Annotated in this window: 16 protein-coding genes; 10 read left to right on the top strand and 6 right to left on the bottom strand. The window is 76.8% G+C overall.

Annotated elements, in window-relative coordinates; all coding sequences use genetic code 11:
- Positions 1-89: 89 nt before the first annotated feature.
- The 3 genes from K2F47_RS35290 to K2F47_RS35280 form a co-directional block, all read right to left on the bottom strand.
- Positions 90-1,007: a quinone oxidoreductase family protein gene (locus K2F47_RS35290; RefSeq protein WP_242910502.1), complete on the bottom strand. Its 918-nt coding sequence runs from the start codon at positions 1,005-1,007 to the stop codon at positions 90-92.
- Between the two features lie 98 nt (positions 1,008-1,105).
- Positions 1,106-3,865, bottom strand: coding sequence for an AAA family ATPase (locus K2F47_RS35285; protein WP_242910501.1), 2,760 nt, complete (start codon positions 3,863-3,865; stop codon positions 1,106-1,108).
- A 14-nt stretch (positions 3,866-3,879) separates the two neighbouring features.
- Positions 3,880-4,602 carry a TetR/AcrR family transcriptional regulator gene (locus tag K2F47_RS35280; protein ID WP_242910500.1) on the bottom strand — a complete coding sequence of 241 codons (723 nt, stop codon included), beginning with the start codon at positions 4,600-4,602 and terminating at the stop codon, positions 3,880-3,882.
- Positions 4,603-4,730: 128 nt separating this feature from the next.
- Here K2F47_RS35280 and K2F47_RS35275 point away from each other — a divergent pair, with 128 nt between their 5' ends.
- Positions 4,731-5,741 (top strand): ATP-binding cassette domain-containing protein, encoded by a 1,011-nt coding sequence (locus tag K2F47_RS35275; RefSeq protein WP_242910499.1) that lies wholly within the window; start codon positions 4,731-4,733, stop codon positions 5,739-5,741.
- A complete protein-coding gene (locus tag K2F47_RS35270) occupies positions 5,738-6,574 on the top strand; it encodes an ABC transporter permease (RefSeq protein ID WP_242910498.1) in 837 nt (278 codons plus the stop codon). Before K2F47_RS35275 ends, K2F47_RS35270 begins: the two co-directional genes overlap by 4 nt.
- A gap of 66 nt (positions 6,575-6,640) precedes the next feature.
- Here the strand turns inward: K2F47_RS35270 and rsgA are convergent, their stop codons facing one another.
- Complete coding sequence (gene rsgA, locus K2F47_RS35265) at positions 6,641-7,744, bottom strand: ribosome small subunit-dependent GTPase A (RefSeq protein ID WP_242910497.1); 1,104 nt, start codon at positions 7,742-7,744, stop codon at positions 6,641-6,643.
- 276 nt (positions 7,745-8,020) lie between these two features.
- Here rsgA and K2F47_RS35260 point away from each other — a divergent pair, with 276 nt between their 5' ends.
- The 8 genes from K2F47_RS35260 to K2F47_RS35225 all read left to right on the top strand — a co-directional run bounded on the left by K2F47_RS35260 (position 8,021) and on the right by K2F47_RS35225 (position 18,429).
- On the top strand, positions 8,021-9,046 hold the full coding sequence (locus K2F47_RS35260) for a hypothetical protein (RefSeq protein WP_242910496.1): 1,026 nt from the start codon (positions 8,021-8,023) through the stop codon (positions 9,044-9,046).
- A 43-nt stretch (positions 9,047-9,089) separates the two neighbouring features.
- A complete protein-coding gene (locus K2F47_RS35255) occupies positions 9,090-10,394 on the top strand; it encodes a hypothetical protein (RefSeq protein ID WP_242910495.1) in 1,305 nt (434 codons plus the stop codon).
- Positions 10,395-10,479: 85 nt separating this feature from the next.
- The gene (locus tag K2F47_RS35250; RefSeq protein ID WP_242910493.1) at positions 10,480-11,202 is read left to right on the top strand and encodes a response regulator transcription factor; all 723 of its coding nucleotides are present in this window, start codon (positions 10,480-10,482) and stop codon (positions 11,200-11,202) included.
- Complete coding sequence (locus K2F47_RS35245; protein ID WP_242910491.1) at positions 11,199-12,671, top strand: HAMP domain-containing sensor histidine kinase; 1,473 nt, start codon at positions 11,199-11,201, stop codon at positions 12,669-12,671. Before K2F47_RS35250 ends, K2F47_RS35245 begins: the two co-directional genes overlap by 4 nt.
- A gap of 69 nt (positions 12,672-12,740) precedes the next feature.
- On the top strand, positions 12,741-14,105 hold the full coding sequence (locus tag K2F47_RS35240; protein WP_242910490.1) for a bifunctional glycosyltransferase family 2/GtrA family protein: 1,365 nt from the start codon (positions 12,741-12,743) through the stop codon (positions 14,103-14,105).
- On the top strand, positions 14,102-16,141 hold the full coding sequence (locus tag K2F47_RS41105) for a glycosyltransferase family 39 protein (RefSeq protein ID WP_272497911.1): 2,040 nt from the start codon (positions 14,102-14,104) through the stop codon (positions 16,139-16,141). Before K2F47_RS35240 ends, K2F47_RS41105 begins: the two co-directional genes overlap by 4 nt.
- Complete coding sequence (locus K2F47_RS41100) at positions 16,138-18,090, top strand: ArnT family glycosyltransferase (RefSeq protein WP_272497910.1); 1,953 nt, start codon at positions 16,138-16,140, stop codon at positions 18,088-18,090. The genes K2F47_RS41105 and K2F47_RS41100 overlap by 4 nt, the downstream gene beginning before the upstream one ends.
- Positions 18,091-18,129: 39 nt before the next feature.
- Positions 18,130-18,429 carry a 4a-hydroxytetrahydrobiopterin dehydratase gene (locus K2F47_RS35225; protein ID WP_242910489.1) on the top strand — a complete coding sequence of 100 codons (300 nt, stop codon included), beginning with the start codon at positions 18,130-18,132 and terminating at the stop codon, positions 18,427-18,429.
- A gap of 15 nt (positions 18,430-18,444) precedes the next feature.
- On the opposite strand, the gene K2F47_RS35220 is transcribed toward K2F47_RS35225, so the two are convergent.
- Positions 18,445-19,227: an SDR family NAD(P)-dependent oxidoreductase gene (locus K2F47_RS35220; RefSeq protein WP_242910488.1), complete on the bottom strand. Its 783-nt coding sequence runs from the start codon at positions 19,225-19,227 to the stop codon at positions 18,445-18,447.
- A gap of 10 nt (positions 19,228-19,237) precedes the next feature.
- Complete coding sequence (locus K2F47_RS35215; protein ID WP_242910487.1) at positions 19,238-21,553, bottom strand: ATP-binding cassette domain-containing protein; 2,316 nt, start codon at positions 21,551-21,553, stop codon at positions 19,238-19,240.
- Positions 21,554-21,566: the final 13 nt, after the last annotated feature.

Raw genomic sequence — 21,566 nt, 5'->3', positions numbered from 1 at the left:
CAGGCGGCACCGGCCCTGACACCATTTCCGGGCCCGTTCTCCCGCCCCGTTCCCCCGGGCCCGTCTTCCGGGCTCGGCCGCTGGGACGCTCAGTCCACGGTCAGGACGATCTTGCCGCGGATGCCGCCCGCCTTGTAGGAGCGGTGCGCGTCGGCGGCGCGCTCCAGCGGGAACGTCTCCCGGACGTGCCACTTCAGGTCGCCCCGCGCGTACAGCTCGGCCATCTCGGCGAGCCGCGCGGCGGTGCGGCGCGCGGGGGACAGCCGGACGCCGAGCGCCGCCGCCCGGTCGTGGTCGTACAGGGTGATGATGCGGGCGCGGTCCTCGACCAGCTCCAGCGTCGCGTCCAGGGCGGCGCCGCCGACGCCGTCCAGCGCGGCGGTGACCTTCCCGTCCGGCGCGAGTTCCCGGACCCGCTCGACGAACCTGTCGCCGTAGTCGACGGGTTCGGCGCCGAGCGACCGGACGTAGTCGTGCTGGGCCTCGCGGGCGGCGCCGATCACGCCGGCGCCCCACAGCCGTCCGAGCTGGACGGCGACGGTGCCGACCGCGCCCGCCGCGCCGTGCACGAGGAGGGTGTCGCCCGGGCCGACGCCCAGCTCCTCCAGCGAGTTGTAGGCGGTCTGCGCCGGGGCGGTGAACCCGCCCGCGACCTCCCACGGCATCTGCGGCGGCTTGCGGGTGACCTGCTCGGCGGGGATCACGAGGTGCTCGCGGTAGGCGCTCGCCAGGGTGAAGCCGAGCACCTCCTCGCCGGGGGCGACCTCCGTCACCCCCTCGCCGACCCGGTCGACGACACCGGCGAACTCGTTGCCGACCGTGCGGGGGTAGGAGGCGTCGGCGCCGACGGGCACCCAGCCCTCGACGACCGCGACGTCGAACGGCTGCACCCCGGCGGCCTTCACCCGGACCCGCACCTGGCCGGGCCCGGGGGACGGCTCGGGCACCTCCGCCACCCGCAGGACCTCCGGCCCGCCCGGCTCATCAAAGACGATCACTCTGCTCATCCGCGCTCCCTGATCGGTCGTGCCAACGGTCCCGACGCTAGGAGGCGGGGGCCCGGGCCCGAATCCGTGGCGTCACCGTAGTCACGACGGCGCGGGGGTCAGGCGAAGCGGTGCAGCTCCGTGCGCGAGGTGACGCCGAGCTTGGGATAGGCCTTGTAGAGGTGGTACTCCACGGTCCGGTGGCTGAGGAACAGCTGCGCGGCGATGTCGCGGTTGCCCGCCCCGGACGCGGCGAGCCGGACGATCTGGAGCTCCTGCGGGGTGAGGCGGGCCAGCGGGTCCCCGCCCGTCTCCGGCCCGCCCGTCGCCCGCCCGCCGGGGGCGGTCTCGCCGGTGGCGCGCAGCTCGGCGCGGGCCCGGTCGGCCCAGGGCGCGGCGCCGAGCCGTTCGAAGGTCGCGAGCGCGGCGCGGAGCGGGGCGCGCGCGTCCGAGCGGCGCCGTTCGCGGCGCAGCCACTCGCCGTGGAGCAGGGCGGTGCGGGCCTGCTCGAAGGGCCGGCCGCCGCGCTCGTGCAGCCGGGTCGCGGCCTCGAACGTCGCGTCGGACGGGTCGAGGAGCGCCCGGCAGCGCAGCGCCACCGCCGACGCCCAGGGCTGGTCGGCGGCGTCCGCCCAGGCGGTGAAGTGCGCGCGGGCGTCCTCGGCGCGCGCGAGGTCGCCGGCCCGCGCGGCGGCCTCGGAGAGGTCGGCCGCCGCGAACACGACGGCGGCGGTGCGGCGGGCGGGCCCGGTCGCGGCGCCGGCCAGGACGCGGAGCGCCTCCTCGTGCCGGCCCAGGCCGAGGTGCAGCAGCCCGAGCGCGCAGGCGCCGGCCGCGTCCGCCTCGGCGACCGCCGCGGCGGCCTCGGCGGCCAGCTCGCGGCACCGCTCCCGGTCGCCCTCGATCGCGGCGATCCGGGCGGCGACGGCGGCGAGCCGTCCCTCGCGGTGCCGCTGGCCGGTCTCGCGGGCGAACCGGCGCGCCTCGTCGAGGGTCGCGGCGGCGTCCCGGTGCAGGCCCGCGTCCGCCTGGGTCTGCGCGAGGGCCTGGAGTGTCGCGGGCAGCGCACCGGCCAGGCCGTGCCGCCGGACGTGCGCGGCCTCGGCGGCGGCCAGCTCGCCCGCCGCCCGGTCGTCGCCGGTCAGCCGCGCCACCGCGAGCACGAGCAGCCGCGCGATGAGGCTGCCGGGCGGGTCGGCGCGCGCGTCCGCCACGACCTGCCGCAGCAGCGGGACCCCGGACCCGGCGTCCCCGGCGTCTCCTGCTGCCGCGCGGCCGAGCCCGACGAGCGCGGCGGCGACCGAGGCGGTGTGGCCGCTCGCCAGCGTGACGCAGGTCCCGACCGCGGCGGCGCCGAGCTCGGCGGCCAGCGCGGCGGCCCGGCGGACCTCGCCGTCCTCGCCCGCCGACCACGCGTTGCCCGCCGCCATCACCAGCAGCGTCAGCGCCAGGTCGGGGTCCTCGGCGGCGACCGGGACGGCGCTGTCGGCCAGGTACCGCGCGGCCCCGGCGGGCGTGCCGCGCTCGACGTCGACGGTGGCGCGGACCATCGCGAGTTCGGCGCGCCGCCGCGCGCCGGGCGGGGGCCCGCCGGCGCGCAGGGCCTGGTCGGTGAGGGCGGCGGCGCGGTCGGTGCGGCCCCCGGTGATCGCCGACTGCGCGGCGCGGACCAGGCGCCGCGTCCGGTCGCCGGCGGCGGGGCTGAGCCGGGCGGCGTGCTCGTAGAGGGACGCGGCGGCGGCGGGCGCGCCGCGTCCCCCGGCGCCGTCGGCGGAGCGTTCCAGCTCGGCGGCGACGTCCTCGTCGGGCTCGGGCGCGGCGGCGGCGCGGTGCAGGGCGCGGCGGGCGCCCTCGGAGGCCCCGGCGAGCGCGCCGTGCACGGCGAGCCGGGTGGTCAGCGGCATGCGCTGGTAGGCGGCGGCGCGGACGAGCGGGTGCCGGAACGCGACGCGGCCGGTGGTGACGCGCAGCAGCCCGGCGCGTTCGGCGGCGTCGAGGTCGGCGGGGCCCGCGCCGAGCGTCCGCGCGGCGCGCAGCACCGTCGCCAGCTCGCCGGTGCCCTCGGCGGCGGCGATCGACAGCACCAGCCGCGCCCGCTCGGGCAGCTCCTCGATCCGGGCGCCGAACGCGGCGCGGACGCGGCCGGTGAGCGGCAGCGCGGGCGGGGGAGCGGCGCGTCCGGCGCGCTCGCCCGCGCTGAGCCCGGCGGGCAGCTCCAGCAGCGCGAGCGGGTTACCCGCCGCCTCCTCGACGACCCGGTCGCGGACGTCGGCGGCCAGGTCGGGGGCGTGGTCGGCGAGGAGCGCGGCGGCGTCCGCGCGGTCCAGGCCCGCCAGGGCGAGCTCGGGCAGGCCCGGTGCCGCGAAGCCGTCGCGGGCGGCGAACACCAGCGCCACGGCCTCGGTGCCGAGGCGGCGGGCGGTGAAGGCCAGCGCGTCCGCGGACGCCGGGTCGAGCCAGTGCGCGTCGTCGACCAGGCACAGCACCGGACGCGCCGCCGCGAGCTCCGCCAGGAGGGTCAGCACCGCGAGCCCGGTCAGGAACCGGTCGGCCCCGTCCGCGCCGCCCGGGTCGGCGAGGCCCAGCGCGGCCCGCAACGCCCGTGCCTGCGCGTCCGGGAGCGCGTCCACCTCTGGCAAGACGGGGCGCAGCAGCATCTGCAACCCGGCGAACGGCAGCGCCGCCTCGGCCTCGACGCCGGTCGCCCGGAGGACGCGCAGGCCGTGCGGGCCGTGCGGGTCGGCCGCCGCCTCGTCCAGCAGCGCGGTCTTGCCGATGCCCGCCTCGCCGCGCAGCACCAGTGCGCCGCCGCGCCCCTCGCGCGCCCCGGCGACCAGCCGGGCGATCGCGGCCCGCTGCTCCCCGCGCCCCCGCAGCATGACGTCCCCCGCGGTCAGGCCCGGCCGGACAGGGCCGCGCCGATGCAGTCCAGGACGCGGTCGAGCCCGTACCGGAAGGCCTCCTCGGAGGTCATGTGCGGGAGCTTCGCGTCGACGACGACGCGGCCGAACATCGGGTAGTCGCCGCTCTCGATCAACGGCAGTACGTACGGGACGTTCTTGATCATCCATTCGTCGTTGGTCACACCGCTGCGCTCGACGTCCCGCTGCTGCTCCAGCTCGCCGCGCACGGTCACCTCGACCCAGCCGTTCAGCATCGTGACCAGCGTGAGGATCTCGTCGACCGGGACGCCGACGTCGAGGGCGCCGAGGCCGAACTCCAGCAGCCGCAGCTGGTTCGGGCCGGGGACGCCGCGCGCCCGGCGCGCCGTGAGCACCCAGGGGTGGCGCAGCAGCATCGCGCGGGCGTTCTGCGCGACGAGGGCCAGGTCGGCGCGCCAGTCGCCGGTGGGGCGCGCGGGGAACTCCTGCTCGCCGAGGACGTGGTCGTACATCAGCTCGACGAGGCCGTCGCGGCTCGGCACGTACCGGTACAGCGACATCGCGCCAGTGCCGAGGTCGGCGGCGATGCGGCGCATGGACGCGGCGTCCAGGCCCTCGGCGTCGGCGATCCGCACGGCGGCCTCGGTGATCTGGGCGCGGCTGTAGGCGGGGCGCGGGCCCCGGCCCTGCCGCTCCGGCGCCAACCAGATGCTGACGTGCTCACCGCCCGACACGGGCACCCCCCTCGCTCCGCCGCGGCCGCACGGCCCGTCCCTCCAGAGAAGTCTAGTTGCGTACATCGTACTCATCCGCGTAGCCTGGGCCGTCCAAGATGCGTACGTCGTACCCAATGGAGGCTCGGATGGCGGACGAACCGATGGTGGTGGCCGAGGCGCTGCGCAAGCGCTTCGGCGCCACCCAGGCACTGGACGGCCTCGACCTCGCCGTCCCCGCCGGCACCGTGTGCGGGGTGCTCGGCCCCAACGGCGCGGGCAAGACAACGGCCGTGCGCATCCTCGCGACGCTCGCCGACGCCGACTCCGGCCGCGCCCGCATCGCCGGGCACGACGTCGCCGCCGAACCCGACCTGGTCCGCGCCCGGATCGGGCTGGCGGGCCAGCACGCCGCCGTCGACGAGAAGCTCACCGGACGCGGCAACCTGCGGATGTTCGGGCGGCTCTACCACCTGTCCCGCCGCGACGCCCGCGCCCGCGCGGACGAGCTGCTGGAGCGGTTCGGGCTGCTGGAGGCGGCCGACCGGCAGGTGGCCGGCTACTCCGGCGGCATGCGGCGCCGCCTCGACCTGATCACCAGCCTGATCCTGCGTCCGGAGGTGCTGTTCCTGGACGAGCCGACCACCGGCCTGGACCCGCGCAGCCGGGGCGAGATCTGGGACGCGGTCCGGGGGCTGGTGGCCGACGGCACCACCGTCCTGCTGACCACCCAGTACCTGGACGAGGCCGACCGCCTCGCCGACGACATCGCGGTCGTCGACCACGGGCGGGTCATCGCCACCGGCACCCCCGACGAGCTGAAGTCCTCGATCGGCGACCGCCTGGACGTCGTGCTGGAGGACCCGGCGGCGGCGCCCGGGGCCGCCGCCGTCCTGCACCGCATGGCGGGCGCCTACCCCGAGCTGGCGGGCGGCCACCTGTCGGTCGCCCTCACCCGCGGGACGGTCCGGCTCGCCGACGCCGTCCGCGAGCTGGACCGCGCGGGCGTCGCCGTCGGGGACGTCGCGCTGCGCCGCCCCACCCTCGACGAGGTGTTCCTGCGCCTCACCGGCCGCCCCGCCGAGAAGGCCGCGGAAGAGGACAAAGAGAACACCGACGAGACCGCCGCCGGCGCGCGGCGGAAGGAGGCCCTCCGATGACCGCTCCCGTCCTTCCCGCACCCGCGCCGTCGTGGTCGGGACGGCTGCGCTGGACGCTCGCCGACGGGCTGACGCTGGTCGGCCGGGAGGTGAGCCGCATCCGCCAGGAGCCCGGCGAGCTCGTCGCCGCGCTGGTCTTCCCCGCGGTCATGGTGGTGCTGTTCGGCTACGTGTTCGGCAGCGCGATCAGCGTCCCCGGCGGGGGCAACTACCGCGAGTACCTGATGCCGGGCCTGTTCGCGATGGTGACCTTCACCACGACCGTCGCGGTCACGCTGCGGGTCGCCACCGACGCCTCCCGCGGCGTGATGGACCGGTTCCGCTCGATGCCGATGGCGCGGTCGGCGGTGCCGTTCGGGCACACCGGCGCGGAGATCCTGAGCGGCGTCCTCGGCCTGGCGATCATGACGGCGGCGGGGGTGCTGGTCGGCTGGCGCGCGCACCGCGGGGTGCTGCCCACGGCCGAGGCGTTCCTGCTGCTGGCGCTGATGCGCTACGCGCTGGCCTGGGCGGGCTGCTACCTCGGGCTCGTGGTCCGCAACGAGCAGACCGCCGACCAGCTGCTCCCGCTGGTGTTCCCGGTCACGATGCTGTCCAACGCGTTCGTGCCGACCGGCGGGATGCCGGCCGTGCTCCAGACGATCGCCGACTGGAACCCGGTCAGCGCCCTCACCGCCGCGTGCCGGCAGCTGTTCGGCAACCCCGGCGCGCCGGCCGGCGACCTGCCGTGGCCGCTCGCGCACCCGGTCGCGGCGTCGGTCCTGTGGTCGGTGGCGCTGCTGGCGGTGTTCATGCCGCTGTCGGTCCGCACCTACCGGCGGCGAGGCCGGTAGGTGCGGACCGAATCTGGAGCGAATCCGAGTCAGCCCCGGATCGGGCTCGGGGTCAGTCCGTCGCGGTCACCGGTCCCTCCCGCGCTCCTTGTACATCTGCCGCTGCGCCTTCATCCTCGTCTTCCACAGGTCGCGCTGCTCGGCGCGGAGGCGGGCGTCGCTGCGCGCGGCGATCCAGGCGTTCTCGCGCATCAGCTTGCGGTAGCTGTCCAGGCGGCGGGAGGGCAGCGTGCCGTCCTCGACGGCGGCCAGGACCGCGCAGCCCGGTTCGCTCTCGTGGGCGCAGTCGCCGAACCGGCAGCCCGCGGCGAGCTCCTCGATCTCGGCGAAGGCCTGCTGGATGCCCTCGGCGGCGTCCCACAGCCCGACGCGCCGCAGGCCGGGGGTGTCGATGAGCACGCCGCCGCCCGGCATCGGCAGCAGGTCGCGGCGGACGGTGGTGTGGCGGCCCTTGCCGTCCCGCTCCCGGACGGCGCCGGTCTCCAGCGCGCCGGTCTCGGGGTCGGCGCCCAGCAGGGCGTTGCCGAGCGTGGACTTGCCCGCGCCGGACGGGCCGAGCAGCACGACCGTGCCGCTCAGCACCGCCGCGACCACGTCCACGCCGTCGCCGGTGGTGGCGCTGCACGCGACGACGTCGACGCCGGGCGCGGCGGCCGCCACCGCGGCCTCCTGCTCGGCGGTGCCGCCGGGCACGGCGTCGGCCTTGGTGAGCACGACGACCGGCCGGGCGCCGCTCTCCCAGGCCAGGGCCAGCAGCCGCTCGACGCGGCCGAGGGCGAGGTGGTCGGTGAGCGACACGGCGATCGCGACGGTGTCGACGTTGGCGGCCAGGACCTGCCCGCGCGCCTCGCGCGACACCGTGGACCGGACGATCGCGGTCCGGCGGGGCAGCAGGTGCGCCAGTTCCGGCTGGTCGCCGGGGCGCAGCGCGGCCCAGTCGCCGGTGCACGGCCCGGCCGCGGGGTCGGCCGAGGCGACCGGCCGCGTCCCGGCGCGCAGCGGCCCGGACTCGGTGACCACGTCGCAGCGGCCGCGGTCGACGGCGACGACGCGCGCGGGCCGGAGCCCGGCGGCGCGGTGCGGGGTGAAATCGGCTTCCAGAGCCTCGTCCCAGCCGTAGGCGGCGAGAGGGGACGGCTCAGCGGTGTGATCGGTGGTGTGGAAGGACAACGGATCGGAACCCTTGCGTGAAGGGGGCCCCGGCGGGAGACGCCGCGACGGTGAGGGCGGCGGGGATCAGCCGGTGGCCCGGAAGATGGGGACGGGCTGGGTGCTGCGGGCAGCAGCGACCGCGTTGACGGCCATGGACCCCACCTCCGATCTCGTTCCGCCGCCAGGGTAACCGGTGGCGCGCCGCGTGGCCACCGGTTATCTCCCCCGGGCGGGGGAGGGGACCGGCCCGCGGTGGGGAGGCCCGTCCCAGGTCCGGGGGCCAGGATCGGGTCCATGGTCATCACCTTCGGCCGCCGGGCCGCGCCGTCCGCGCGGACGCGCGCGGCGTGGCGCCGCCGCCTGCCGGCCATCGCCCTCGGCTGGGTCGCCGGCTACGGCGCCCTGCGGATCTACTGGGAGTCGGGGCACATGCCCGCCCGCCACCGGTTGTCGCCGGTCGAGACCGACCTGGTCGCCTTCACCGGCTGGGCGAGCGTCGCGCTGTGCGGCGCGGCGGCGCTGGTCCTGGCGGTGTTCCTGGCGCCGGGGGCCGGGCGGCTGCCGCGCGTACCGCGCCGGATGCTGCTGGTCGCGGCGTCGGCGGTCGCGGTCGCGCTGGTCGCCTCGGGCGCGCTGCTGCTGCTGGACGTGATCGGCGGCGTCCTGCCCGGTCTCGGCATCCGCCTCTATCCGCTGGGCGCGCTGAGCCGGGCCGCGTGCGTGGGCGGCGGGCTGATGGTCGGCGCGGTCGCCCGCTCCTACGCGCGGCGGACCCGTTCGGGCTGCGGATCCTGCGGGCGGGCCGCCACGGCTCCGGGGCCGCTCGCGCGCACGCCCGCGTGGGCGTACTGGGCCGCATACCTGGGCGTCGCCGGATGCCTGGTGCGGATCGCCGCGCAGGCCGCCGTGGGGTTCGGGGACTCCCCGATGAGCTCCGGGCCGTCGGCGCTGCTGTTCGAGGCCGGGTTCGTGCTCGGCGGGACGCTGCTGCCGCTGTCGCTCGTCCACCGGTTCGGGCGGGTGTGGCCGCGGTGGGTGCCGGGCCTGGCCGGACGCGGCGTCCCGCGCCGCCTGGTGCTGTGGCCGGGCACCGCGATCTCCGGCGGCATCGTCGTGTACTTCGGGCTGATGCTGCTCCAGATGGTCTGGGAGCGGCTGCACGGCCGCAACCCCTTCCCGCCGGAGGGCGGCCTGGACCTGCCCGAGGCGTTCTTCTGGGTCGCCGTCCCCGCCTACGCGCTCTGGGGCGCCGGGATGGCGGTCGCCGCGCTCGCCTACGCGCGCCGGACCCGGTCCGCCTGCCGCGCCTGCGGGCACTGATCCGCGTGATGGGCGGTTATGGTGATTTGAGGGAGCGGACCGTGTGAGGGGCGTGGTCGTGGACGAGAAGGCCGAACGGACGGGCGGAAACGCCCCGGCCGAGCCCGGCGGGCCCGGCGGGCCGGGCGGGCCGGGCGGGCCGGGCGCGGCCGCCAGGATCGACCGGGCGGCGGCCGAGCGCATGGAGGAGATATTCGAGGGTCTCGCTCCGGCGGCGGCGGGCGCCGCGCGGGTGGCGGGGAGCGTGAGCGAGCCCGTCCGGCGGGCCGCGCGCGACGCCGCCGCGCTGGCCGCGACGCGGTTCGTCGAGCAGCTGGCCGGCACGCCCGCGATGCGGGCGGTCGAGCGGGCCGCCCGGGACGCCGCCGTGAAGATCGCGTCGTCGGCGGCGGAGCGGGCCGTGCTGGAGGCCCGCGCGGCCGCCGGGTCCAACCCGGTCACCGGCACCGCGTTCGAGGTCACCGCCACCGCGATGACGCTGGCCGAGCAGGCCGTGCAGCACCCGATGGCGGCCTCGATGGCGACGGCGGCGCGCCGGCTGGCCGTCCGCAGCCCGTTCGCCCGCGCCGCCACCGCCACCGCGCGGGACGTGGCGGGACGCACCGTGTCCGCGCCGGTCGTGCAGGCCGCCACCAGGATCGTCGCCGACACCGCCGTGGACGCGGTCGCCGACGTCGCGGTCGAGGTCGCGCTCGACGTGGGCCGCGATGTGATCGTCCGGGTCGTCCGGCAGGCGGCGGCGGAGGCCGCGCGGGACCTGGGCGCGGCGCTGCGCGACCGGGCCCGCGACGCCGCCGAGGCCGCCGAGCTGACGCCGCTGACCTCGACCGTCGCCGACCTCGCCGCGCGCGCCGCCGGGAGCGAGGTCGCGCGGTCGGCCGGCGACCTGGTCGCCGCCGCCGCGGGCAGCGCCGTCGCCCGCACCGCCGGGGGGCTGGCGCTGCGGCTGGCCACCCGCACCGCGGCCGCCACCATCGAGGCGGTGATGGCCGAGCTGATGCGCGAGGCGCTGCGGCTGGCGATGAAGGACGCGCTGCGCGACCTGATGTTCGACGTCGCGCGGGAGGTGGTCGTGGACGTCATGAAGACCACGTGGACCACCGCGACCCGTCCGGTGCCCGGCGCGCCGGTCCCGCCGGTCCCGCCGGAGGCCGCCGCCACGGGGACGACCGCGAAGGTCGTGCCGGGGACGCTCGTCCCGGACCCGGGCGTGACCGACGCCGTCGCCGACCTGTTCGCGCGCGCCGCCCGCGCCACCGTCACGCTCATGAACGCGCCCGCCCCCGGACGCGCCGCGCTCCCCCCGCCGGATTCCGAGGACGAGGGCCGGGCGGAGCGCGCCGGCTGAGGCCAGGCTCAGCGGCCCTTGAGGGAGGCTTGAGTAACGCCGCCGGGCGGCCGTTCTGGCCTTCGGCGGCGTTTACCGTGAGTTCATGGAGCCCGGCTCGAAGATCGACGCCCCGCGGATACTGGTGGTGGACGACGAGTCGGCGGTGCGGGAGTCGCTGTCGCACAGCCTGGCGTTCGAGGGGTACGCGGTCGCCGAGGCCGCCGACGGCGCCGCGGCGCTGGAGCGGGCCGGGAGCGAGCACCTCGACCTGATCGTCCTGGACGTGCTGATGCCCCGGCTGGACGGGCTGACCACGTGCCGGCGGCTGCGCGCGCAAGGCGCCACGACGCCGGTGCTGATGCTGACGGCCCGCGACATGATCGGCGACCGCGTCACCGGCCTGGACGCGGGAGCCGACGACTACCTCGCCAAGCCCTTCGAGCTGGACGAGCTGCTGGCGCGCGTCCGGGCGCTGCTGCGCCGCGGCACGATGGCCCCCGCCGCGCCACGCCGCGACAGCGTCCTGACCTTCGACGACCTGCGCATGGACACCCTGACCCGCGAGGTCGTCCGCGCGGGCCGGGCGCTGGAGCTGACCCGCACCGAGCACATGCTGCTGGAGCTGTTCCTGTCGCACCCGAGGCAGGTCCTGACCCGCGAGCAGATCCTGGAAGCGGTGTGGGGGTTCGACTTCGAGCCCTCCTCCAACTCGCTGGAGGTGTACGTGATGTACCTGCGGCGCAAGACCGAGGCGGGCGGGATGCCGCGGCTCGTCCACACCGTCCGGGGCGTCGGGTACGTGCTGCGTTCGGCGGCGGCCCCTTGATCCGGCGGCCGCCGTGGGCGGGCCGGGTGACGCTGCGGGCGCGGATGGCGCTGCTGACCTCGCTCGCGGTGGCGCTGGCCGTCGCCGCGTGCGCGACCGCGAGCTGGTACCTGGCCCGCGACCAGCTCTACCAGGAGATGGACCACCGGCTCGGCGCGATGGCCGGGCCGCCGACCCCCCAGCGCGACGTGCCGCCGCGCCGGCAGCGGTTCCGGAAGCTGCTCCAGCAGGACCTCGCCGAGGCGCTGAAGTCCTGCCGCCCGGAGGCGCAGGACGCGGGCGCCCAGTCCCGGCTGCCCGGCACGCTGGCGATGACGCAGGTGGTGAACGCGCGCGGGCAGGGGTGCACGCTGCCCGGCGCGGGGTCCCTCGGGGTCACCCGCGCCGACACCGAGGTCGCCCGGGGCGAGCGGGACCGCGTCGTCCACGACGGGGCGGGCGTGGCCGCCTCCGGGGGCCGGGCGCACGTGCGGGTGCTGACCCGGTCGATGCGCATGGGCGACGGGGAGACCTTCGCGGTGTCGTTCGCGCTGTCGCTGGACGAGGTGGAGGAGCCGCTCAACGACCTCGCGGTGCTGCTGGTGGCGGTGACGGCGCTCGGGGTGCTGGTGTCGGCGGGGGCGGGGCTTTTGACGGCGCGCACGGCGCTGCGTCCGGTGGAGGAGCTGACCGGCGCGGCCGAGTACATCGCCCGCACCGAGGACCTCGGCACCCGCATCCCCGTGACCGGCACGGACGAGATCGCGCGGCTCGGCCTCTCGTTCAACAGCATGACCGGCGCGCTCGCCGCGTCCCGCGAGCGGCAGTCGCGGCTGATCGCCGACGCCGGGCACGAGCTGCGCACGCCGCTGACGAGCCTGCGCACCAACATCGACCTGCTGCTGCGCTCGGACGCCGCGGGCCGCACGCTGCCCGCCGGCACCCGCCGCGCGATGCTGGCGAGCGTGAAGGCGCAGATGGTGGAGCTGTCCAGCCTGGTCGGCGACCTGCTGGAGCTGGCCCGTCCCGACGAGCGGGAGCCGGTGCGCACGGCGGTCGCGCTGCACGAGGTCGTCGACCGCGCGGTGGAGCGCGCCCGCCCGCGCGGCCCCGGCCTGACCGTGGAGGCCGGCACCGCGCCCTGGCACGTGTCCGGTGATCCCGGTTCGCTGGAGCGCGCCGTGGTCAACCTGCTCGACAACGCCATCAAGTTCAGCCCGCCGGGCGCGACGGTGACGGTGCGGCTGCGGGACGGCGAGCTGACCGTCCGCGACCGGGGGCCCGGCATCCCCGCCGAGGACCTCCCGCACGTGTTCGAGCGGTTCTGGCGGTCGCCGTCGGCGCGGAGCCTGCCCGGATCGGGGCTGGGCCTGTCGATCGTCGCGCGGGTGGTGGGCGAGTGCGGCGGGCGGATCACGCTGGAACCGGCCGCCGGCGGCGGGACCCTCGCCCGCGTCCGGCTGCCGGGCAGGGCCGCCCCGCCCGCCTGACGGGATTTCTCATCGGGCCCTCATGAACGGCTCAGGGGGTTCCCACACCGGCCGGTGAGCCTCGGTCGCATGAATCACGTCGTCACCGAACGGGGCACGCCCGCCGGGCCGCCGCCCCCGCCTCCGCTGAACGGCGGCAGGCGGGGCCGCCTGGTCGAGATCGTGATCCCCGTCTACAACGAGGAGCGCGTGCTGGCGGCCAGCGTCGAGCGCCTGCACGCCTATCTGGCCGCCACGTTCCCCTACCCGTTCCGGATCACGATCGCCGACAACGCCAGCACCGACGCGACGTGGCGGGTCGCCGTGGACCTGGCGGCGCGGCTCCCGCACGTCCACGCGGCGCGGCTGGAGCGCAAGGGACGCGGCCGCGCGCTGCGGCACGTGTGGAGCACCAGCGACGCCGACGTCGTCGCCTACATGGACGTGGACCTGTCCACCGACCTGGACGCGTTCCTGCCGCTGGTCGCGCCGCTGCTGTCGGGGCACAGCGACCTGGCGATCGGCAGCCGCCTCACCCGCGGCTCGGCGGTCGTGCGCGGGCCCCGCCGCGAGGTGATCTCCCGCGGCTACAACCTGCTGCTGCGGACGGCGCTCGCCGCGCGGTTCAGCGACGCGCAGTGCGGCTTCAAGGCGGGCCGCGCGGAGGTCGTCCAGGCGCTGCTGCCGGCGGTCGAGGACGAGGAGTGGTTCTTCGACACCGAACTGCTGCTGCTCGCCGAGCGCAACGGGCTGCGCATCCACGAGGTGCCGGTCGACTGGGTGGACGACCCCGACAGCCGCGTCGACGTCCTGCGCACCGCCCGCGACGACCTTCGCGGCATGGCTCGGGTCGCGCGGCGGATGCTGACCGGCGCGTTCCGCGTCCCGGTCCGCGGGCGCGCCCGGCCCGGCGGCGCCCGTGCGGACGGCACTCGTGCGGACGGTGCCTGTCTGGACGGCGTCCGCGCCGAGCTGCCCGCCGGGATGGCGCGGCAGCTCCCCGCGTTCGCCGTGATCGGAGTGATCAGCACCGCCGCGCAGCTCGTCCTGTTCGTGCTGCTCCGGACGGTGCTGGGGCCGCTGTGGGCGAACGCGCTGTCGCTGGTGGTCACCACGGTCGGCAACACCGCCGCCAACCGCCGCTTCACGTTCGGGGTCACCGGCCCCGCGCGGGCGTTCCGGCAGCAGCTGGAGGGCGGGCTGGCGTTCCTGCTGGGGCTGGTGCTGAGCACGGGCGGGCTGGCGGCGCTGCACGCGGCCGCGCCCGGCGCGTCCCGCGCCGTCGAGGTCGCCGCGCTGGTCGCCGCCAACGGGGTGGCGACGCTGGTGCGGTACCTGCTCATGCGTGCGTGGATCTTCCACCCGCGCCGCGTGCGCCCGGACGGCGCACACTCGCATGGCCCGTCCGAGGTTCACGCGACCGCCGTCGAGGAGTCCGGGGGGACACCGTCATGACCGCCACGCAGAGTACCGGCACGCAGAGTCCCGCCGTCACGTCCGGGCCGGCCCGCCGGGAGGGCGCGCGCCACGTCCGAAGGCTGGTGCTCGGGCCGCCGGACGATCCGCGGTGGGCGCGTCCGGCGTTGTGGGCGCTGCTCGTCGCGGCGGCCGTCCTGTACGGGTGGGGGCTGTCGGAGTCGGGGTACGCCAACTCCTACTACTCGGCGGCCGTCCGGAGTGGCACGCAGAGCTGGAAGGCGTTCTTCTTCGGCTCGCTGGACGCCGGGTCGTTCATCACCGTCGACAAGCCGCCGATGGCGCTGTGGGTGATGGGCCTGTTCGCGCGGGTCATGGGCTTCGGGACGTGGAGCCTGCTGCTCCCGCAGGTCATCGAGGGCGTCGCGGCGGTTGCCGTCCTGTACGCGGCGGTGCGGCGGGCGTTCGGCCCGGCGGCGGCGGTGCTGGCGGCGGCGGCGCTGACGCTGACGCCGATCACCGTCGCCATCAACCGCGACAACAACCCCGACACGCTGCTGGTGCTGCTGCTGGTGTCGGCGGCGTGGGCGTGCCAGCGCGCGGTCGAGGGCGGCCGCGTCCGGTTCCTGCTGCTGGCGGCGTTCCTGGTCGGCTGCGGGTTCAACACGAAGATGCTCCAGGCTTTCCTGGTCGTGCCCGCGTTCGCGCTGGCGTACCTGGTGGCGGGGCGGGCGGGGGCGCTGCGCCGGGCCGTCCACCTGGGGGCGGCGGGCGCGGTGCTGGCGGTGGCGAGCCTGTGGTGGACGCTGGTCGTGGACGCGCTCCCGGCGGACCGCCGCCCGTTCGTGGGCGGCAGCGGCGACGGCACCATGTGGGACCTGATCGTCGGCTACAACGGCCTGGGCCGGGTCTTCGGCGTCGACGGCGAGCGGGCCGGCGGCCGGGCCGGGGCGGGCGCGGCGTTCGGCGGCGAGCCCGGCGCGGGACGGCTGTTCGGGGACCTGACCGGCGGGCAGATCTCGTGGCTGGTCCCGCTGGCGGTGCTGGCGTGCGCGGCGGGGCTGGTGCTGCTGCGCGGGCGGCCCCGCACGGACCCCGAGCGGGCCGCGCTGCTGCTGTGGGGCGGCTGGCTGGCCGTCCACTGCGTCGTGTTCTCCTTCGCGAAGGGGTTGTTCCATCCGTACTACTCGACGGCGATGGCCCCGGCGATCGCGGCCCTGGTCGGCGGTGGCGGCGTCCTGCTCGTCCGGGCGTACCGGAGGTCGGCGGCGTGGGCGTGGGTGCTCCCGGCGGGGGTCGCGGCCACCGGGGCGTGGGCGTTCGTGCTGCTGGACCGGACGCCGTCGTGGCATCCGTGGCTGCGGTGGACGGTGGCGGCGGCGACGGTCCTCGCGGTCGCGGGCCTGGCGGCGGGGCGTGCGAGCCGCCGCGCGGGCCTCCCGGCGATCGTCGCGGGACTGGTGCTCGCGCTGGCGGCGGGCCTGTCGGGGCCGGGCGCGTTCGCGGTGTCGACCGCGTCGGGCAGGACGAACGGCAGCGACCCGATGGCCGGGCCGGCGCGGAAGGGCCGCGGCGGCCTGCCTGCGGCCCTCCCGACCAGGCGCGGCGCGCCGGGCGGCGTGCCGCCGGGGCGGGCTCCCGAGGGTTTCCCGCGTCCTCCGGGAGGGATGCTCCCTGGTGGGGCTGGCGGGCCTGGTGGGCCCGGTGGGGGTGTCTCTCCGGAGATGACCGGTTATCTGATGCGGAACCAGGGCTCGGCGACGTGGCTGGTCGCGGTGCCGAGCGGGCTGGAGGCGTCCGCGCTCATCCTGCGGACGGGGCGTCCGGTCATGGCGATGGGCGGCTTCACCGGACGCGACCCCGCGATCACCGTCGCGAAGCTGCGGCGCCACGTGGAGGAGGGGAGGCTGCGGTACGTGCTCGTCGGCGGCGGTGGCGTGCTGCCCGATCTGGGCTCCGCCGAGGTCACCGCGTGGGTCGAGCGGAACGGGACGCCGGTCGGCCCGCGCGAGTACGGCGGCGCGGCGGCGTCCGGGATGCCAGGCGGGCGGCTCTACCGGCTGGGGGCGTCATGACGGTGCTGCGGCGGGTGCCGCCGTCGCTGGTGGTGCTGCTGGCGGGGACGGGCGTGCTCTACCTGTGGGGGCTGGGCGCGTCCGGGTGGGCGAACCCGTTCTACTCGGCGGCGGTGCAGGCGGGCGCGACGAGCTGGGAGGCGTTCTTCTTCGGCTCGTCGGACGCGGCTGGGGCGATCACGGTCGACAAGGCGCCGGGGGCGCTGTGGCCGATGGCGCTGTCCGCGCGGATCTTCGGGTTGAGTTCGTGGAGCGTCCTGGTCCCGCAGGCGCTGATGGGGGTGGCGACGGTCGGGACGGTGTACGCGGCCGTCCGGCGCCGGTTCCCCGAGTGGGCGGCGCTGCTGGCCGGGACGGCGCTGGCGCTCACGCCGGTGGCGGCGCTGATGTTCCGCTTCAACAATCCGGACGCGCTGCTGGTGCTGCTGCTGACGCTCGGCGCGTACGGGATGCTCCGCGCGCAGGAGGGCGCGGACACGCGGTGGCTGGTGTTCGCGGCGTGGTGCGTGGGGACGGGGTTCCTGGCCAAGATGATGCAGGCGTTCCTGGTGGTGCCGGTGTTCGCGCTGGTCTACGCGGTGACCGCACCGGCGCCGGTGCGGCGGCGGGTGTGGCAGGTGCTGCTGGCCGGCGCCGCGCTGCTGGTGTCGGCGGGGTGGTGGGTGGCGGCGGTCGCGCTGGTGCCCGCCTCGTCGCGGCCCTATGTGGGCGGGACGCAGCACAACTCGGTGCTGGAGCTCACGCTCGGCTACAACGGGCTGGGGCGGCTGAACGGCACCGAGACGGGCGGGCTCGGCAACCTCGACCAGGACGCCGGGTGGGACCGGATGTTCGGGCCGGTGATCGGCGGGCAGGTGTCCTGGCTGCTGCCGGCGGCGCTGGTCCTGCTGGCGGCGGGCCTGTGGGCGACGCGCCGGGCCCCGCGGACCGACCCGGCGCGGGCCGCGTTCGCGCTGTGGGGCGGGTGGCTGCTGGTGACCGCCGCGGTCTTCAGCGCCATGCGGGGGATCTTCCACGAGTACTACACGGTGGCGCTGGCCCCGGCGATCGCGGCGCTGGTGGGCATGGGCGCGGCGGTGGTGTGGGAGCGGCGCCGGGCGGTGGGCGGCGCGGCGACGCTGGCGGCGGTGGTCGCGGTGACGTCGGTGTGGTCGTCGGTGCTGCTCGGACGCGCGCAGGGGTGGAATCCGTGGCTCGGCCCGGCCGTGCTGGTCTGCGGGCTGGTCGCGGCGGCCGGTGCGGCGGCGGGGGCGGTGGGGGTGCGGCTGCTGCGGGAGCGCGTCCTGACGGGCGTGGTGGTCCTGGGCGTCGCGGCGTGCCTGGCGGGCCCGGCCGCGTACGCGGCCGACACCGTCCGCACCCCGCACACCGGCGTGGTCGTGACCGCCGGGCCTCGGACCTCGGGCGGGTCCGGCCCGGGGCACGGCGCCGGACCGCGCGGGCCCGGCGGGCCCGGCGGACCCGGCGGGCCCGGCGGTCAGGCCGTCCCGCCGCCGCGGGACGGGCGCGCCGGGCCGCCGCCCGACCCGCGCGGCGGCCCGAAAGGCGGCCCGGGGGGCGGGAGGCCGAGCCTGCCGCCCGGCGCGGGGAAGCCGAGTGCGGCGGTGACCGCCGCGCTCACCGCGGACGCCGCGTCCTACACCTGGGTCGCGGCGACGGTCGGGTCCTATCCCGCCGCCGGCTACCAGCTCGCCGCGCGCAGGCCGGTGATGGCGGTCGGCGGCTTCAACGGGACCGATCCGGCGCCGACGCTGGCGGGGTTCCAGCGGCTCGTCCGCGAGAGGCGGATCCACTATTTCGTCGTGGACACGCGGCTCGGCGTCATGGGCGCCCGGGCGAGCAGCGGCAGCGCCGAGGGGCGGCGGATCTCGGCGTGGGTCGCGGCGCGGTTCACGGCGGTCACCGTCGGCGGCGTGGCCCTGTACGACCTGTCGTCGGGGGCGGCGTGATGTACTCGAGGGGAGTCGCCGACGACACGGGAGTGACCGATGGCCGACACGCTCGACGGCGCCGCCGTCGCCGACCGGTTGCGCGCGCTGCCCGCCTGGACGCGGGACGGCGAGGAGATCGTCAGGGAGGTGCGGGCGCCCTCGTTCCCGGCCGGGATCGACCTGGTCGGCGCGGTGGCCCGCGCCGCCGAGGACGCGGACCACCATCCCGACATCGACATCCGGTGGCGGACGCTGCGGTTCGCGCTCACCACGCACAGCGCGGGCGGCCTGACCGCGCTGGACTTCGACCTCGCCGCCGTGATCGACCGGCTGGTGGACGAGCACGGCGCGCAGTGATCGCGGAGGCGGGGGCTAGTGGGCGGAGAAGCCGCCGTCCACGAAGATCGCCTGCCCGGTGACGTAGCCGGAGGAGGGGCCGGCGAGGAACACCGCCGCGCCGGCGAAGTCCTCAGCGAGGCCGTTGCGGCCGGTCAGGGTGCGCGCGGCGAGTTCCTCGACGCGGGCGGGGTCGTCGGAGAGGCGGCGGTTCAGCGGCGTCATCACGAACCCGGGGACGAGGGTGTTGGCGGTGACGCCGCGTCCCGACCACGCCTCGGCCTGGGAGCGGGCGAGCGCGACGAGGCCGGCCTTGGAGACGCCGTAGGCGCCGCTGGTGAAGGACGCGCGGAACGCCTGCTGGGAGGCGATGTGGATGAGCCGCCCGTAGCCGCGTTCGGCCATGCCGGCGGCGAAGCGCTGGCCGAGCAGGAACGGGGCGTCGAGGTTGACGGCCATGGTGGTGTCCCAGTCGGCGGGGGTGAGCTCGTCCATCGGAGGCCGCAGGTTGATCGCGGCGGCGTTGACGAGGATGTCGGGCTCGCCGAACGCGGCGGCGGCCTCGTCGGCGGCGCGGTGGACGGCGGCGCGGGAGGCCAGGTCGGCGCTGACCCAGGCGGCGCGGCAGCCGTGGGCCTCCAGGGCGGCGGCGGTGGCGGCCAGTTCGCCCTCGCGGCGCGCGACGAGCACGACGGCCGCGCCGGACCGGGCGAGGCCCTCGGCGATCGCGCGTCCGATGCCCGAGCTGCCGCCGGTCACGACCGCGACCCGGCCCTCCAGCGAGAACAGCCCGGCCAGGTAGCCGTTTTCATGATCCATGCCGGTGAGCCTACGGCGCGGGCCGCCCGGGCCGCGCCGGCCGGGGAGCGCGTTCGGCGAGGTCGCGGCGCAGGAACGCGGCGGTGACCGAGGACGGGTGCTCCAGCAGCGCGGCGGGGGTGCCGGCGAACACGATCCGGCCGCCGTGCCGGCCGCCGCCGGGGCCGAGGTCCAGGACCCAGTCGGCGTGTTTGACGACGTCCAGGTCGTGTTCGACGACGATGACGGTGTTGCCGGCGTCCACGAGCCGGTCCAGCAGGGCCAGCAGCGTGCCGGTGTCGGCGGGGTGCAGGCCGGTGGTGGGCTCGTCCAGGATGTAGACGGCGCCGGTGCGGTGCAGGTGGGCGGCGAGTTTGAGGCGCTGCCGCTCGCCGCCGGACAGGGTGGTGAGGGGCCGTCCGAGCGCGAGGTAGGGCAGCCCGACGTCGGCGAGGGCCCGCAGCCGCGCGGTGATCCCCCGCGCCGCGCCGTCCCCGGCGAAGAAGTCGAGGGCCTGGCCGGCGGTCATCGCGAGGACGTCGACGATCGTCGCGCCGCGCAGCGTGTGGGCGAGGACCTCGGGCCGGTAGCGGGTGCCGTGGCAGGTCTCGCAGGTGGTGGTGACGGGGTCCATGAACGCCAGGTCGGTGACGATGACGCCGTTGCCGTCGCAGGCGGGGCAGGCGCCCGTGGAGTTGTGGCTGAACAGGCCCGGGTCCGCGCCGGTGGCCTTGGCGAACAGGCGGCGGACGGTGTCCATGGCGCCGAGGAAGGTGAGGGGGCTGGAGCGGCGGGACGCGGCGATCGCGGACTGGTCGACGACGACGGCGCCGTCGTGGCGGGCGGCGAACTCCTGCATGACCAGGGTGCTCTTGCCCGAGCCCGCGACGCCGGTCACGGCGGTGAGCACGCCGGTGGGGAACCGGGCGGTGACGTCCCGCAGGTTGTGGGCGCGGGCGCCCTCGACCTCCAGCCATCCGGCGGGGTCCCGGAACGCGTCCTTGACGGGCGCGGCGGCGCGCAGGTGCCGCCCGGTGGCGGTGTCGGCGGCGCGCAGGGCGGCGACGGTGCCGGTGAAGACGACCTCGCCGCCGTGCGCGCCCGCGCCGGGCCCCATGTCGACGACGTGGTCGGCGACGCGGATGACGCCCGGGTCGTGCTCGACGACCAGCACCGTGTTGCCCTTGTCGCGCAGCCGGACCAGCAGCCCGTTGAGGCGGTCGACGTCGCGCGGGTGCATGCCGGCGCTGGGCTCGTCGAAGATGTAGGTCAGGCCGGTGAGGCTGGAGCCCAGGTGCCGGACGACCTTGAGCCGCTGCGCCTCGCCGCCCGACAGCGTGCGGGTCTGCCGGTCGAGGGTGAGGTAGCCGAGGCCGATGTCGTCCAGCCGCCGCAGCCGTGTGACGGCCGCGTCGGCGATCCGCGCGGCGACCGGGTCGGTGATCTCGGTGAGCGCGTCCACCAGGTCGGCGACCTCCATGCGGCCGAGGTCGGCGATGGTGCGCCCGCCGATCTCGGACGCGAGCGCGGCGGGGTTGAGCCGCGCGCCGCCGCACGCGGGGCAGGGCAGCGTGCGGGTGACCCGGCGGGCGGCGTCGCGGGTGCGGCCGTTCAGGGAGTTGACGTCCCGCCGGATGTAGAGGCGCTCGAAGCGTTCGGCCATGCCCTCGTAGGCGTTGTGGCCGAGGGACCCGGTGCGGTTGAGGCGGCGGACGCGGAACCCCTTGCCGTGCAGGAGCGTGTCCCATTCCTCGGGGGTGAACTCGCGCAGCGGCTTGTCGGGGTCGAACAGCCCGGACTCGGCGTACAGCTGCCACACGAACGTCCCCACGCCGAACGGCGGGAAGTTCACCGCGCCCTCGTTCAGGCTCTTGGAGGTGTCGAGGAAGGCGTCCAGGTCGAGGCGGACGACCTCGCCGAGGCCCTCGCACTCGGGGCACATGCCCTGCGGGTCGTTGAAGGAGTAGGCGGCGGCCTCTCCGGCGGAGGGGGTGCCGTGCCGGGAGAACAGCACCCGCAGGACGGCGTGGATCTCGGTGATGGTGCCGACGGTGGAGCGGGCGTTGCCGCCGATGGGCCGCTGGTCGACGATGACGGCCGGGGCGAGGTGCTCGATGGCGTCGGCGTCGGGCCGCTCGTGCTTGGGCAGCCGGTCGCGGACGAACCAGGTGTAGGTCTCGTTGAGCTGCCGCTGCGCCTCCACGGCGACGGTGCCGAACACCATCGAGGACTTGCCGGACCCGGACACGCCGGTGAACACGACGATCCGCTCCTTGGGGATGCGCAGCGAGACGTCCTTGAGGTTGTGCTGCCTGGCTCCGGTGATCACGATGCTGCCTGCGCTCATGCGGGCCAGGCTA

Origin of the sequence: Actinomadura terrae (assembly GCF_022751215.1) — a bacterium.
Classification (GTDB): Bacteria; Actinomycetota; Actinomycetes; order Streptosporangiales; family Streptosporangiaceae; genus Spirillospora; species Spirillospora terrae.
This window is presented reverse-complemented; position numbering and strand designations above follow the sequence as displayed.